General features: G+C 67.6%; 13 protein-coding genes and 1 pseudogene. 9 read left to right on the top strand and 5 right to left on the bottom strand.

Annotated features, from left to right (window positions below):
- Positions 1-66: 66 nt before the first annotated feature.
- From ACTWQD_RS08550 to ACTWQD_RS08540, 3 genes are all read right to left on the bottom strand, one after another.
- The gene (locus ACTWQD_RS08550) at positions 67-714 is read right to left on the bottom strand and encodes an MBL fold metallo-hydrolase (RefSeq protein ID WP_443195721.1); all 648 of its coding nucleotides are present in this window, start codon (positions 712-714) and stop codon (positions 67-69) included.
- The gene (locus tag ACTWQD_RS08545) at positions 711-1,796 is read right to left on the bottom strand and encodes an S-(hydroxymethyl)mycothiol dehydrogenase (RefSeq protein WP_443195720.1); all 1,086 of its coding nucleotides are present in this window, start codon (positions 1,794-1,796) and stop codon (positions 711-713) included. The genes ACTWQD_RS08550 and ACTWQD_RS08545 overlap by 4 nt, the downstream gene beginning before the upstream one ends.
- Before the next feature lie 120 nt (positions 1,797-1,916).
- Entirely contained in the window at positions 1,917-2,174 is a 258-nt protein-coding gene (locus tag ACTWQD_RS08540; protein ID WP_066439967.1) for a mycoredoxin, read from the bottom strand.
- 180 nt (positions 2,175-2,354) lie between these two features.
- Here ACTWQD_RS08540 and ACTWQD_RS08535 point away from each other — a divergent pair, with 180 nt between their 5' ends.
- Both ACTWQD_RS08535 and ACTWQD_RS08530 read left to right on the top strand, forming a co-directional pair.
- Complete coding sequence (locus tag ACTWQD_RS08535) at positions 2,355-3,281, top strand: NADP-dependent oxidoreductase (protein WP_443195719.1); 927 nt, start codon at positions 2,355-2,357, stop codon at positions 3,279-3,281.
- 66 nt (positions 3,282-3,347) lie between these two features.
- Positions 3,348-4,094, top strand: coding sequence for an SOS response-associated peptidase (locus ACTWQD_RS08530; RefSeq protein WP_443195718.1), 747 nt, complete (start codon positions 3,348-3,350; stop codon positions 4,092-4,094).
- Positions 4,095-4,338: 244 nt separating this feature from the next.
- On the opposite strand, the gene ACTWQD_RS08525 is transcribed toward ACTWQD_RS08530, so the two are convergent.
- Positions 4,339-4,761 (bottom strand): VOC family protein, encoded by a 423-nt coding sequence (locus tag ACTWQD_RS08525; protein WP_443195717.1) that lies wholly within the window; start codon positions 4,759-4,761, stop codon positions 4,339-4,341.
- A gap of 14 nt (positions 4,762-4,775) precedes the next feature.
- Here ACTWQD_RS08525 and ACTWQD_RS08520 point away from each other — a divergent pair, with 14 nt between their 5' ends.
- Positions 4,776-5,102 carry a chorismate mutase gene (locus ACTWQD_RS08520; RefSeq protein ID WP_443195716.1) on the top strand — a complete coding sequence of 109 codons (327 nt, stop codon included), beginning with the start codon at positions 4,776-4,778 and terminating at the stop codon, positions 5,100-5,102.
- Positions 5,103-5,112: 10 nt separating this feature from the next.
- On the opposite strand, the gene ACTWQD_RS08515 is transcribed toward ACTWQD_RS08520, so the two are convergent.
- Positions 5,113-5,499: a hypothetical protein gene (locus tag ACTWQD_RS08515; RefSeq protein ID WP_066437579.1), complete on the bottom strand. Its 387-nt coding sequence runs from the start codon at positions 5,497-5,499 to the stop codon at positions 5,113-5,115.
- A gap of 168 nt (positions 5,500-5,667) precedes the next feature.
- On the opposite strand from ACTWQD_RS08515, the gene ACTWQD_RS08510 reads away from it, so the two are divergent.
- The 6 genes and pseudogenes from ACTWQD_RS08510 (at position 5,668) to pdxS (ending at position 13,992) form a co-directional block, all read left to right on the top strand.
- Entirely contained in the window at positions 5,668-6,012 is a 345-nt protein-coding gene (locus ACTWQD_RS08510; protein WP_443195715.1) for a DUF6504 family protein, read from the top strand.
- Positions 6,009-9,508, top strand: a pseudogene (locus tag ACTWQD_RS08505) (DNA polymerase III subunit alpha). Before ACTWQD_RS08510 ends, ACTWQD_RS08505 begins: the two are co-directional and overlap by 4 nt.
- Positions 9,509-9,614: 106 nt before the next feature.
- Positions 9,615-11,624, top strand: a complete 2,010-nt coding sequence (gene thrS, locus ACTWQD_RS08500) for a threonine--tRNA ligase (RefSeq protein WP_443195714.1) — start codon at positions 9,615-9,617, stop codon at positions 11,622-11,624.
- A gap of 20 nt (positions 11,625-11,644) precedes the next feature.
- Positions 11,645-12,268 (top strand): HIT family protein, encoded by a 624-nt coding sequence (locus tag ACTWQD_RS08495; RefSeq protein ID WP_443195713.1) that lies wholly within the window; start codon positions 11,645-11,647, stop codon positions 12,266-12,268.
- Positions 12,258-12,896: a phosphatidylinositol phosphate synthase gene (pgsA, locus tag ACTWQD_RS08490; protein ID WP_443195712.1), complete on the top strand. Its 639-nt coding sequence runs from the start codon at positions 12,258-12,260 to the stop codon at positions 12,894-12,896. Before ACTWQD_RS08495 ends, pgsA begins: the two co-directional genes overlap by 11 nt.
- A gap of 169 nt (positions 12,897-13,065) precedes the next feature.
- A complete protein-coding gene (gene pdxS, locus ACTWQD_RS08485) occupies positions 13,066-13,992 on the top strand; it encodes a pyridoxal 5'-phosphate synthase lyase subunit PdxS (RefSeq protein WP_443195711.1) in 927 nt (308 codons plus the stop codon).
- The last annotated feature ends 56 nt before the right edge of the window (positions 13,993-14,048 follow it).

Here is a 14,048-nt window from a genome sequence, read left to right as displayed (position 1 = left end):
GATGGGCAGACCCCGCCAGTGCCACCTGCCGGCACTGGTGGGTCTGCCCATCGACGAGGGCCGCGGTCAGTGCCCCCGGGCGATCCATTCGTCGAGCTGGGGCGCCTCGGCGCCGATGGTCGTCGGGTCGCCGTGCCCGGTCCGCACCACGGTGTCCGCCGGCAGCGTCAGCAGCCGGGTCTTGATGGACTCGATGATGGTGGGGAAGTCGCTGTAGGACCGGCCGGTGGCGCCGGGACCGCCCTGGAACAGGGTGTCGCCGCTGAAGACGGTGCCTTCGCTGGCCAGGGTGAAGCACATGGAGCCGGGGGAGTGGCCCGGCGTGTGCAGCGCCACGAGCCGTGCGCCGCCGACGTCGAACGTGTCCCCGTCCTCAATGGCGTGGTCCGGTTCGGTGCCCGGGAAGACGTTCTCCCACAGCATCCAGTCCGCGCGGTTGAGGTACACCGGGGCGTTGACGCGCGCGCGGACATCGCCGACGGCGGCGATGTGGTCATCGTGGCCATGCGTCAGCAGGATCGCGGCCACCGTGCGGCCGGCAACGGCTGCCTCGACGGCGGCGGGATCGTGCGCGGGGTCGATCACGATGCATTCCGCGTCATTGCCCACGATCCAGACGTTGTTCTCGACGTCCCAGGTGCCGCCGTCGAGGGAGAACGTGCCCGAGGTGACCAGCCGGTCGATCCTGAGGCCGTCCGCAGCTCCGCCGCTCACAGCTCGACCACCGAGCGGAGGACGGCGCCGGCGTGCATCTTGCCGAACGCCTCCTCGATCTGGTCGATGGTGATCCGCTCCGTGACGAAGGCGTCGAGGTCCAGCTTGCCCTGCCGGTACAGGTCGATCAGCATGGGGAAGTCGCGCGAGGGCAGGCAGTCGCCGTACCACGAGGACTTGAGCGAGCCGCCGCGGCCAAAGACATCCAGCAGGGGCAGTTCCAGGGTCATCTCGGGGCTGGGGACCCCCACCAGGACCACGGTGCCGGCAAGGTCGCGGGCGTAGAACGCCTGCTTGTACGTTTCGGGACGGCCGACGGCGTCGATCACCACGTCCGCACCGTTACCGCCGGTCAGTTCGCGGATGGCCTCCACGGGGTCGACGGCGGAGGAGTCCACGGTGTGGGTGGCGCCGAGGTCCTTGGCGCGGTCGAGCTTCTTCGGGTCGATGTCGACGGCGATCACCGTGGTGGCACCGGCGAGCGCGGCACCGGCAACGGCAGCCACGCCCACGCCGCCGCAGCCGATCACGGCGACGGAATCGCCGCGCTTGACGTTCCCGGTGTTGATGGCGGCGCCAATGCCTGCCATCACGCCGCAGCCGAGCAGGCCGATGGCGGCCGGGTCGGCCTCGGGGTCCACCTTGGTGCACTGGCCGGCGGCCACCAGGGTCTTCTCGGCAAAGGCGCCGATGCCCAGAGCGGCGGTCAGTTCCGTGCCGTCTTCCAGCGTCATCTTCTGGGTGGCGTTGTGGGTGTTGAAGCAGTACTGCGGCTGGCCCTTGGCACAGGCCCGGCATTCACCGCAGACGGCGCGCCAGTTCAGCACCACCCGGTCCCCGGGGGCCACCTCGGTGACGTCCGGGCCCACCGCGCTGACCACGCCGGTGGCCTCGTGGCCGAGCAGGAACGGGAAGTCGTCGTTGATGGCGCCCTGCTTGTAATGCAGGTCCGTATGGCACACACCGCAAGTGAGGATGTCCACCAGGGCCTCACCGGGTCCGGGATCCGGAACCAGGATGGTTTCCAGGGTGACATCGGCATTCTTTGCGCGGACTACTGCGCCTTTGACTTTATGGACCATGGGAAAGAGCTCCTCTGCTTAGATCACGGGGTATCCCCACAACATGCTTGCACAACGGAAGACGGCGCGGCCCCCTTAGGAGGGCCGCGCCGTCGTCGTTATCGGTTCATCAGGAAGGCCCTAGGCCGCGAGGCGGCTCTTGACCTCGGCTGCGGAGGGGTTGGTGGCCGCGCTGCCGTCCGGGAACAGGACGGTGGGGACGGTGCGGTTGCCACCGTTGAGCTTCTCCACGAGATCTGCGGTGCCGTCAACTTCTTCGATGTTGATCTCGGTGTAGCCGATGCCCTGGGCGTCCAGCTGCTTCTTCAGGCGGTTGCAGTAGCCGCACCAGGTGGTCGAAAACATGGTGATGGTGCCGGATTCGGGGGTGAAGTCCACGAAGTTCTCCTTCAACTGGTAGGCGGCGCGCGCTGCCGGCGCCGTTGCCGGCAGAAGCCGCCGGCACAATTCATACGTCACTCTCAATAACCGTAACCCGCGGGCCGCTATTCCCGCACAGCCACCAGTGCTGTACGGGCAGCGGGGAATAGTGTCCCGGAACTCCCGGTTCTTGCCTGTATGAAAGCCATAACGTACAGCGAATACGGCAGCCCCGACGTCCTGGAAGTCACGGAGCAGCCGCTGCCCAAGGTCGGCCCGGGCATGGTCCTGGTGAAAGTCAAGGCGGCCGCGGTGAACCCGGTCGACTGGAAAATCATGGCCGGCTACCTGGACCAGGTCATGGACCTGCAGTTCCCGGCAATCCCCGGATGGGATGTGGCCGGGGTGGTCGAATCCGTCGGGATCGATGCGCCGCAGTTCAGCCCCGGCGACGAGGTGATCGCCTATGGCCGGAAGGACTACGTCCACGGGGGAAGCTTTGCCGAATACATTGCACTGCCGGAGCGGCTGCTGGCCCGGAAACCCGCCTCCCTTGGGTGGGACGAATCCGCCGGCCTTCCCCTGGCCGGGCTGACGGCCTACCAGGTGCTCACCCGTCTGGGCCTGGCTCCGGGTGAGACCGTGCTGATCCATGGCGGTGCCGGCGGTGTGGGCTCCCTGGGGATCCAGATCGCCACGGCGCTCGGTGCCCGGGTAATTGCGACCGCCTCGGAAAAGAACCACGACTTCCTGCGCTCGCTCGGCGCTGAACCGGTCAGCTATGGCGAAGGCCTCGCGGAGCGGGTGCGCGCCCTGCGCCCCGGCGGCGTCGAGGTTGTGGCGGACTTCGCAGGCGGGAACCTCGAAGCCACTCTGGCCGTCCTGGCGGCGGACGGCAGGCACGCGTCCATTGCCGACAGCGAGGTGGAGGAGCACGGGGGCACCTGGATGTGGGTGAACCCCGTGGCCGCCGACCTGCAGGCGCTCGCCGGGCTGGTCGATGAGCACAACATCCGGGTCGAGATCGCCCGGACCTTCCCGCTGGAGCAGGCTGCGGAGGCCTTCCGGCTCAACATGGACGGACACACCCGCGGCAAGATCGTGGTTTCGGTCGACGGCGCATGATCCGCGGCGGCGGCCGGAGTGCGGCCGCCGCTGGCCCGCGGGTGCACCGGGTGGCATGCTGGAGCCATGTGTGGACGCTACGTCATGGCCCGGGCCGTCGGGGACCTGCTCGCTGAGTTCGACGCCGGGCTCGAGGAGGAGATCGCGATTCCGCCGTCGTGGAATGTGGCGCCGACGGCGGACGTGCCGATCCTGCTGGAGCGGCTGGTGGACGGGGAACAGGTCCGGCAGCTGCACCTTGCGCGGTGGGGCCTGGTTCCGTCGTGGGCCAAGGACCCGCGGATCGGTTCCAAGATGATCAACGCCCGCAGCGAGAGCGTGCTGGAGAAACCGGCGTTCCGGAAGGCCACCCGCGCCCGGCGCTGCGCCGTCCCCGCTGACGGCTATTACGAATGGAAGGGTGAGGGCCGGGGCAAGCAGCCCTACTACGTCCACCCCAAGGACGGCCGCCCGATCGCCTTCGCCGGCCTCTATGAATGGTGGAGGGACCACTCCAAGGCGGAGGACGACCCGGAGCGCTGGCTGCTGTCCACGTCCATCCTGACCACCGACTCGCCGCCGGAGGGTTATGCCGGCGGCATGCTGGCCGAGCTCACGGCCCTGCACGACCGGGTGCCGCTGCCGATGGACCGGGCCACCATGCAGGCGTGGCTGGACCCCCACGCCGACGACGCCGCCGGACTGGTGGACCTGGTCCGGGCCGGCGCGCACGATGTCGCGGAAGGCTGGACCATCGACGCCGTCGGAACCGCTGTCGGGAACGTGAAGAACGACTCCCCGGAGCTCATTAAGCCGGTGGGGAGCCTGTTCTAGCCTGGCCTTCCAGCCGGGAGGGCGCTGCTGGCGGTGGCGGAAGCTGCGTGGTGCCGCCGACGCACGCCGGCACCACTGCTGCTTTCCCGCTGACCGCACACCGGCTCGAATAGGCGTGCCGCCGTGTGCTCCATGTCACGTTAGTAATCCCGGGGAGCAGGCCAACAGGGTCTTAGTGCCCTTGGCCGGGGCGGCAGGCTGGGGATGCAGGGGCGCCGGCCTGCGCCGCGTCCCCTCGCGCGGGTTACAGCGTGACGTGCCCGGCGCCGTCGACCGCCCAGGTGGGATTGAAGGCGACTTCCCAGCGGTAGCCGTCGGGATCGGCAAAGTAGCCGGTGTAGCCGCCCCAGGGCTGGGTCTTCGGGGCGGCGACTATCTGCGCTCCGGCGGACTCGGCCTCCGCCATCACCCAGTCGACCTCCGCCGCGCTGCCCAGGTTGTGGCTGATTGTGATGGAGGGGACCCCGGCGGGGGGATCGGTGGCGGCTTCGGCCTGCATCTGCCCGGCATCCCACAGGGAGAGGATGAGGCCGTGGTTGGCCTGGATGAACAGGACCTCGCCCCGGACTTCCCGGTGGACGGGCCAGCCCAGGCCGTCGACATAGAAGCTGCGGGAGGCGTCAACGCTGCGGACACCCAGTGAAATTAAATCGACTCGTGGCTGCATCTTTCGATACTGTCATGGACATGTCCACAAATCACGAAGACGATAAAGCTGCCAAGGCCGACCGGGAACAGCTTGCTGCCGTGCGGGTGGCTGTTGACGAGGTGGACGAGCAGATCGTGTCCCTGATCGGACGCCGCGAGCGCCTGATCCGGATCGCCGGAACCCTCAAGTCGGACAGCGCCGAGGTGCGGGCCCCCGGCCGTGTGGAACGGGTTATCGAGCACGTCCGCGCCACGGCGGAACAGAAGGACATCGACGTCGACCTCGTGGAAAAAACCTACCGGGCCATGATCGATGCTTTCATCACGCTCGAGCTGGAAGTCTACAAAGCCAGCTCCTAGGCCCCGCCGCCTAGAGGGCTTCCTCCACCGGGACATTCGCCTGGTACTCGCGGCCGTCGCAGTCGCTGAACGCTGTCATGAGGTGCCCCTTCGCCAGGCCCATGACGGTGCTGAGCGGGAAATACCCGGTAATGGTGTTGCCGGAATGTTCCACGCCCTTGAGGTCAAAGTTCTCCTCCGTGCCGTCATGGCTGAAGCAGTAGAAGGAGACGGCCTCCCCGTTCATGAACTCGATCCCCATTCGCCGCTGATGGGAATGGTCCGGGGTTGCCGCGACGAGCCCCACCACATAGGCACCCTGGCCGGGGATATTCCCGTCAATATCGAACTTCGCCACCAAGGATGCGTCCTCGGCGGCGATGCTTACGTGCTTCAGGAGTGCGTTATGGGAGCTCATGGCTCAATCCTGCTACCTGTGCCAGCGTCCGTCCACCCCTGATCTAGGTTTTGTCCCGGCACCGTCGTAGACTGGAGTTATTCGAAGATATCTTCGAATAACTTCCGACTGGCTGGGTTCCGGCCTGAGCGCAGGCGGGGGTGCAGATGGTGTGGTCCGGGAGGCGTGATGGGCATGTTCAGCGAGGGGGTGGATGTCCTCTGCACACCCTCCGGCGAGCCCCGGGAGCTGACCTGGGCCGGCCGCGCCTACACAGTCTGCGCCGAACCGGTCCGCTGGTTCGAACGGCGCCAGTGGTGGGCCGAAGAGCAGCGGGCGCCCCTGGGGAGCGGGCCGGGGCTCGTGGACCATGAGATCTGGCGGGTGCAAGTGCAAATCCAAGGGGGCAGGGCGGATACTGCCGACGCCGGGACCTTCACCCTGGACCTCACCCGGCATATGGCCAGCGGGCGCTGGCGCCTGCTGCGCATCCACGACGCCCTGGTTTCCGTGCGGGAGCCGGAATCAGCATGAGCTTCACCCATCTCCATGTCTCCACAGCCTTCAGCGCCCACTACGGGGTGTCCTGGCCGGAGGAGCTGGCTGCCGCGGCGGCCGCGGACGGGGCCACGGCCCTCGCCTGCACCGACCGCGACGGCCTCTACGGCACTGTCAAGCACCTGAAAGCCTGCATGGCCGAGGGGTGGATCCGGTGGTCGGGGTGGACCTGGCGGTCCTGGACGACGACGGTGACCTCCGCACCCAGGTGGGGGGACGCGTCGTCGTGCTCGCCCACGGCCACAACGACGGCGCCGGCTACCGTGCGCTGTGCCGGCTGATCTCCGATGCGCATGCCCGCACCACGGGCAAGGCGGGGGGAGCGGTGCCTGTGGCTGTGACCCGGGCAGAGCTGGCATCCCGCGCCCTGCACCCGGAAACCCTCAAGCCAGTGCTGACCGTGCTGATCGGGCCGGACTCCGACGCCGGACGGGCCATGGGAGGTCGGCGCTACCTGCGCCCCCGCACCCTGTTCAAACGCTGGCTGGACGCCATGCCCGCCGGAACCATCGCCGCTGAGGTGGTCAGCCAGCTCAGCCCCCCCGGGGAGCCGCTCAGCACCGCCCACGCGGTGCGGATGCTCAAGCTCGCCGCCGAGCACGGGGTACCCGCAGTGCTGAGCAACGCCGTGCGCTATGTCGCCGAGGACGGTGCGGCCACCGCGGATGTGCTGGACTCCGCCCGCACCCTCAAATCGCTGCCCGAACTTTCCGCCGCGCCGCTGCTGCAGCCCAACGGGCAGGGCTGGCTCAAATCCGCCGGCCAGATGCTCCAGCTCGGCAAGGAGATCATGCACGCCGCCGGATACGGCGCCGCCGACCTCAAAAGCCTGATGGCGCAGACCGAGGCGCTCGCGGACCGCTGCCGGATGGACCCGGTCACGGACATGGGATGGAAGCAGCCGGTGGTGCCGGAAGCCTCCGTGATAGGCATTGCCGGAGACGCCCTCGTTGAGCTCACCCTGCGCTGCGAGGCAGGCATCAGCAGGCGGTTCCCCGGGATCACGGGCAAACCCGCCGGGGAGCTGCGCTCGCGGCTGGAACACGAACTGCGGATCATCGACAGCCTGGGCTTCGCCGCGTACTTCCTGACCGTGGCCGAGGTCTCCCGCATGATCCAGGACATGGGAGTCCGGGCCGCGGCCCGCGGCTCCGGGGCCTCCAGCCTGGTCAACTACCTGATCGACGTCAGCCAGGTGAACCCGCTGCAGCACGACCTCATCTTCGAACGCTTCCTGTCCCGGGACCGCGCCACGCTGCCGGACATCGACATCGACGTCGAAAGCGCCGAGCGGCACAACGTTTACCGGAAAATTTTTGAGCGCTTCGGCGCCGAGCGCGTCACGCTCATGAGCATGCAGAACGGCTACCGCGCCCGCGGTGCCGTGCGCGACGCCGGCCTTGCCCTGGGCATGGAGGAGGGCGAAATTGGCGACATCGCCAAGCAGCTGTGGCGTTTCTCGGCCCGGAACTTCCGTGAAGCCCTCGAGGAGAAACCCGAGCTGAAGGAGTTCGCCGGCCGGGTGGGCCAGCGCGACGCCGGCGGGAACCACCAGCTGGATCTGCTGGTGGACCTCACCGAACGGCTGGACCGGCTGCCGCGCCACATCTCCATGCATCCCTGCGGGGTGATCCTGGGGGACGCGACCCTGCTGGACCGGACTCCCGTGCAGCCCAGCGGACTTGGCCTGCCGATGAGCCAGTTCGACAAGCATGACATGGACCCGATGGGCATGCTCAAACTCGATGTCCTCGGCGTCCGGATGCAAAGTGCCATGGCCTTCGCCGTCCGCGAGGTGATCCGCCTGCATCCCTCCAAGGCCGAGGTGGTCGCAGCCGGCGCCCACCCGGTGGGGGAGGACGGGACAGGCCCGGACTACATCGCCGCGGACGGCACGATCGACCTGAACGCCGTGCCGCTCGACGACGAACCCACCTATGAGCTGATCCGCAGCACCCACACCCTGGGCTGCTTCCAGATCGAATCGCCCGGGCAGCGGGAGCTCATCGGGAAACTGGCTCCCCGTGAGTTCAATGACCTCATTATCGACATCTCCCTGTTCCGGCCGGGACCGATGAAGTCCGACATGGTCCGGCCCTTCCTGGAGCACCGGCACGGCTTCGCGCCGGAGATCTATCCGCATCCGGACCTCAAGCCCGTCCTGAAGGAGACCCACGGGGTCACAGTGTTCCATGAGCAGATCCTGAAGACCTTTGACGTCATGACCGGCTGCGGGCTGGCGCGGGCCGACGAATTCCGCCGCGCCCTCGGCAACGAGGTCCTGGAAGGCAGGGTGGAGGAGTTCTTCCGGAAGGAGGCCCGGTCGCGGGGGTACAGCCCCGAAGTGGTGGACAAGGTCTGGGGCACACTCAAGGCCTTCGGCAGCTTTGGTTTCTGCAAAGCCCACGGCGCCGCTTTTGCCGTGCCCACCTACCAGTCGGCCTGGCTCAAGACCCACCACCCGGAGGCCTTCCTCGCCGGGCTGTGGGAACACGATCCGGGAATGTACCCCAAACGGCTCCTGGTGGCCGAGGCGCGGCGGCTCGGCATCCCGATCCTGCCCCTGGACATCAACCGCAGCCAGGCCGAGTACCGGGTGGAACGCGTGGCCGCCGGCCCGGACCGTGGCAGGCTGGGCATCCGGCTGAGCCTGAACGGCATCTACGGTCTCTCCGGAACAGAACTGAAAAGGATCGTGGCGGGACAGCCCTACGACTCGCTCGCGGACCTGCGGGTCAGGTCACGGCTGAGCAAACCCAGCATCCAGCGGCTGGCCCAGCTCGGTGCCTTCGATTCCCTGCACCGGGCCTCCGGCGGGACAGCCAACCGCGCGGACCTGGTGCACCATCTGCAGACCCTGCAAAGCAGGCCGCAGCGGAAAGGCACCGACGTGATCGAGGGGCAGCTGTCGCTGCCGCTGGGAGACGTCGAGCTGAAAAACCTCAAGGCCGTCCTGCCCGCGCCCACCCTGGTGGATACCGTCCGGGCGGAGCTGGACCTGATGGCGGTGGATGTCAGCGACCACCTGATGGCCAGCCACCGGCCGCTGCTGGACCGGCTGGGTGTCACCACCGCGGACCGGCTGCTGGGACTGCGCAACGGCACCGAGGTGCTGGTCGCCGGGGTCCGCGTCGCCACCCAGACCCCTCCGATGCGGGGCGGGCGCCGCGTGGTGTTCATCAGCATCGACGACGGCACGGGCTGCGTGGACTCGGTCTTCTTCCATGAGGCCCAGAAGCTGGCCGGTCAGCTGCTGTTCGGCACCCGGCTGCTGCTGATCCGGGGAACCACCCGGCGGACCGGGCCAAGGGGGATCAGCATCAGCGCCAGCATGGCCTGGGACCTGAGCCGCACCGAGACCCTGCCGTTCCCGGTTACGGCTTCCGGGATCACGGAGCGCCGGGAACCTGAGCCGCCCGGCGCGCTGGACGGGATCAGCCGGAACCTTGCCATTACCGGGATGGGAGGCTGAGCGGTGCGTTGGTTGGCCTCTTCAGAAACCGATAGCATGGACGAGGCTGGCTGTGGTCCCCGTACGCCACAAGCTACGAAGCCTAAACTTTGAATAGGAGACACCCGTGTCAGATGCCCAGCAGATCACCCTTCTCGTCGATGGCGAAGAGACCAAGGTGACTACCGGGACCACCGGCGCGGAACTCTTTTTTGAGCGCCGCGACGTCGTAGTGGCCCGCGTCAACGGCGAGCTGAAGGACCTGGACCAGCCGCTGCCCGAGGATGCCACGATCGAGGGCGTCACCATCGACTCCCCGGACGGCCTCAACGTCCTGCGCCACTCCGCCGCCCACGTCATGGCCCAGGCCGTGCAGCAGCTGCGCCCTGACGCCAAGCTGGGCATCGGGCCCTACATCACCGACGGCTTCTACTTCGACTTCGACGTCGAGGAACCCTTTACGCCCGAGGACCTGAAGACCCTGGAAAAGATGATGCAGAAGATCATCAACCAGAACCAGAAGTTCGTCCGCCGCGTGGTCACCGAGGATGAGGCCCGCGAGGCCATGAAGGACGAGCCGTACAAGCTCGAACTGCTGGGCAAGAAGAACAACGCCGCCGAAGCGGGCGAAGGTGTCAACGTCGAGGTCGGCGCCGGTGACATCACCATCTACGACAACGTGGACCGCAAGAGCGGGGACAGCATCTGGTGCGACCTGTGCCGCGGCCCGCACCTGCCCAACACCAAGCTGATCTCCAACGCCTTCGCGCTGACCCGGTCCTCCGCCGCCTACTGGCTGGCCAACCAGAACAACCAGCAGCTGCAGCGCATCTACGGCACCGCCTGGCCCACCAAGGACGCCCTCAAGGCATACCAGGAGCGCATCGCCGAGGCCGAACGCCGCGACCACCGCAAGCTCGGCGCTGAACTTGACCTGTTCTCCTTCCCGGACGAGCTGGGCTCCGGCCTGCCGGTGTTCCACCCCAAGGGCGGCATCATCCGCAAGGCCATGGAGGACTACTCCCGCCAGCGCCACGTCGACGCCGGCTACGACTTCGTCTACACCCCGCACATCACCAAGGGCCACCTCTACGAAGTCTCCGGCCACCTGGACTGGTACAAGGAGGGCATGTTCCCGGCGATGCACATCGACGCGGAACTGAACGAGGACGGCACCGTGCGCAAGCCCGGCCAGGACTACTACCTGAAGCCGATGAACTGCCCCATGCACAACCTGATCTTCCGCTCCCGCGGACGGTCCTACCGTGAACTGCCGCTGCGGCTCTTCGAATTCGGCTCCGTCTACCGCTACGAGAAGTCCGGTGTGGTGCATGGCCTCACCCGGGTGCGCGGCATGACCCAGGACGACGCCCACATCTACTGCACCCGGGAGCAGATGAAGGACGAGCTCACCACCACGCTGAACTTCGTGCTGGGCCTGCTCAAGGACTACGGCCTGGACGACTTCTACCTGGAACTGTCCACCAAGAACCCGGACAAGTTCGTGGGCGACGACGCCACGTGGGACGAAGCCACCCGCACCCTCGCCGAGGTAGCCGAAGCCTCCGGACTGGAGCTCATCCCCGATCCGGGCGGAGCCGCGTTCTACGGCCCCAAGATCTCCGTCCAGGCCAAGGACGCCCTCGGCCGGACCTGGCAGATGTCGACGATCCAGCTGGACTTCAACCTGCCCGAGCGCTTCGAACTCGAGTTCCAGGCCGCGGACGGCACCCGCCAGCGCCCGGTGATGATCCACCGCGCCCTGTTCGGTTCCGTGGAACGGTTCATGGGTGTGCTCACCGAGCACTACGCCGGTGCCTTCCCGGCCTGGCTGGCCCCCGTCCAGGTGGTCGGCATCCCGGTGGCCGAGGCCTTCAACGACTACATGTTCGACGTCGTGGACCAGCTCAAGGCTGCGGGCATCCGCGCCGAGGTGGACATATCCTCGGACCGGTTCCCGAAGAAGATCCGCACCGCCAGCAAGGACAAGATCCCGTTCGTGCTGATCGCCGGCGGGGACGACGCCGAAGCCGGCGCCGTGTCCTTCCGCTTCCGGGACGGCAGCCAGGACAACGGCGTGCCGGTGGCCGAGGCCGTACAGCGGATCGTCGACGCCGTCCGCAACCGGACCAGCTAGCGGACAGGGAAGAAACAGGCATGCAGGAAACCACAGGGGCCGCTCCGGAGTATCCGGGGGACGACGGCGTGACCGACGACTTTGGCCTGGCCGGGGTGCCGGACGCGTTCCAGCGCCTGTGGACCCCGCACCGGATGGCGTATATCAAGGGCGGGCAGCACCAGTTCAAGAACGTGGACGACTGCCCGTTCTGTGTGGCGCCGGAACGCGAGGACGACGATTCCCTGATCGTCTACCGGGGGCGGACCAGCTACGTCGTGCTGAACCTCTTCCCGTACAACCCGGGCCACCTGCTGGTCTGCCCGTACCGGCACATCCCCGATTACACGGACCTGACCGTGGAGGAAACCGCCGAATTCGCCGAGCTGACGCAGACCGCCATGCGCGTGCTGCGCAAGGTCGCCAATCCCACCGGCTTCAACCTCGGGATGAACCAGGGTGTGACCGGCGGCGCCGGGATCGCCGGGCACCTCCACCAGCACGTGGTGCCGCGGTGGGGCGGCGACGGGAACTTCTTCCCGATCATCGCCCAGACCAAGGCGATCACCCAGACCCTGGGCGAGGTCCGCCAGCAGGTGGCGGACGCCTGGCCCCAGGCCAGCGGCGCGGGGCAGGCGGCCGCCGGGGCCACGGATGCTAAATAGGCACGCGCGCGGCTTCTTCACCGCGCTGTTCTCCCCGCTTGCCCGCTGGCTGCTGCGGATCGGAGTCTCCCCGGACGCCGTGACCATCGTCGGAACGCTCGGCGTGGTGGTCGGCGCTTTGGTGTTCTACCCGCTGGGCCAGCTCTGGTGGGGCACCCTCTTCATCACGGCCTTCATCTTCTCCGACGTCATCGACGGCATCATGGCACGGATGCAAAAGGGCGGAGGACGCTGGGGCAACTTCCTGGATTCCACCCTGGACCGGATAGCCGACGGCGCCCTGTTCGCCGGCGTCGCCATCTGGTTCTTCACCGGAGGGGAGAACACCCCGATCGCGATCGCCGCCGTCGTCTGCCTCGTCCTGGGCATGGTGGTCTCCTACGCCCGGGCGAAAGCCGAGGCGCTGGGCTTCCAGGCAAACGTGGGCCTCGCCGAGCGTGCCGAGCGGCTGGTCTCCGTCCTGGTGGTCACCGGCCTCACGGGCATCGGCCTGCCCACCGTGGTGCTTTTTGGCACGTTGTGCCTCCTCGCCGCTGCGAGCCTCGTGACGATCATTCAGCGGATCGTCACCGTGCGCCGCCAGTCGCTCGAAGAGACCGGGGGCACCGCGACCGGACAGGCTGACTGAGCGCGACGCTCCGGCCTGTCAGCGGGTGTAACCCGAATTCGACCCGGCGCGGCGGGGGACTAGTATTAGCACTACCGGCCAATGGATCCGGTAATCCGGTGTCTGCGAAGCGGCATTTGTGTGCCGTCCGCGCTCCGGCGAGGTCATCTATCTACCCATAGGGGTTTTTGTGTCTACACCTGATGTAAGCAGCGAAGCCGGCGCGTCCGCGAAGAGCGTTACGGGCAGCAACCGCGTCAAGCGCGGCATGGCGGAGATGCTCAAGGGCGGCGTCATCATGGACGTCGTTAACGTCGAGCAGGCCCGCATCGCTGAGGATGCCGGAGCCGTGGCAGTCATGGCGCTGGAACGCGTTCCCGCCGACATCCGCGCCCAGGGCGGCGTGTCCCGCATGTCCGATCCGGACATGATCGAGGCAATCATCGCGGCCGTCTCCATCCCGGTCATGGCGAAGGTCCGGATCGGCCACTTCGTCGAGGCGCAGGTCATCCAGACCCTCGGCGTGGACTACATTGACGAGTCCGAGGTCCTGACCCCGGCCGACTACGCCAACCACATCGACAAGTGGAACTTCACGATTCCCTTCGTCTGCGGCGCCACCAACCTCGGTGAGGCGCTGCGCCGCATCAACGAAGGTGCGGCGATGATCCGTTCCAAGGGCGAGGCCGGCACCGGCGACGTCTCCAACGCCACCACGCACATGCGCCAGATCCGCTCTGAGATCAAGAAGCTCGCCGGCATGGCCGAGGACGAGCTCTACGTCGCCGCCAAGGAGCTGCAGGCACCGTACGAACTGGTCAAGGAAGTTGCCGCCACCGGCAAGCTCCCCGTGGTCCTGTTCACCGCCGGCGGCATCGCCACCCCGGCCGACGCCGCGATGATGATGCAGCTCGGCGCCGACGGTGTCTTCGTCGGGTCCGGCATCTTCAAGTCCGGCAACCCGGCCCAGCGTGCCGCCGCCGTTGTGAAGGCGACCACCTTCTTCGACGACCCGGAGGAGATCGCCAAGGCCTCCCGCGGCCTGGGCGAGGCCATGGTCGGCATCAACGTCGACGAGATCCCGCAGCCGCACCGCCTCGCCGAGCGCGGCTGGTAACTGTTCGGGCGCTTCTCAATGGCCGTGGCGCGGGGCGCCCCGGCCATTGAGCCTCT

Source organism: Pseudarthrobacter sp. 1C304, from assembly GCF_052245515.1.
In the GTDB taxonomy this organism is placed as follows: Bacteria; Actinomycetota; Actinomycetes; order Actinomycetales; family Micrococcaceae; genus Arthrobacter.
Note: the sequence above shows the minus strand (reverse complement) of the source record. Positions and strands in the feature narration are given on the sequence as shown.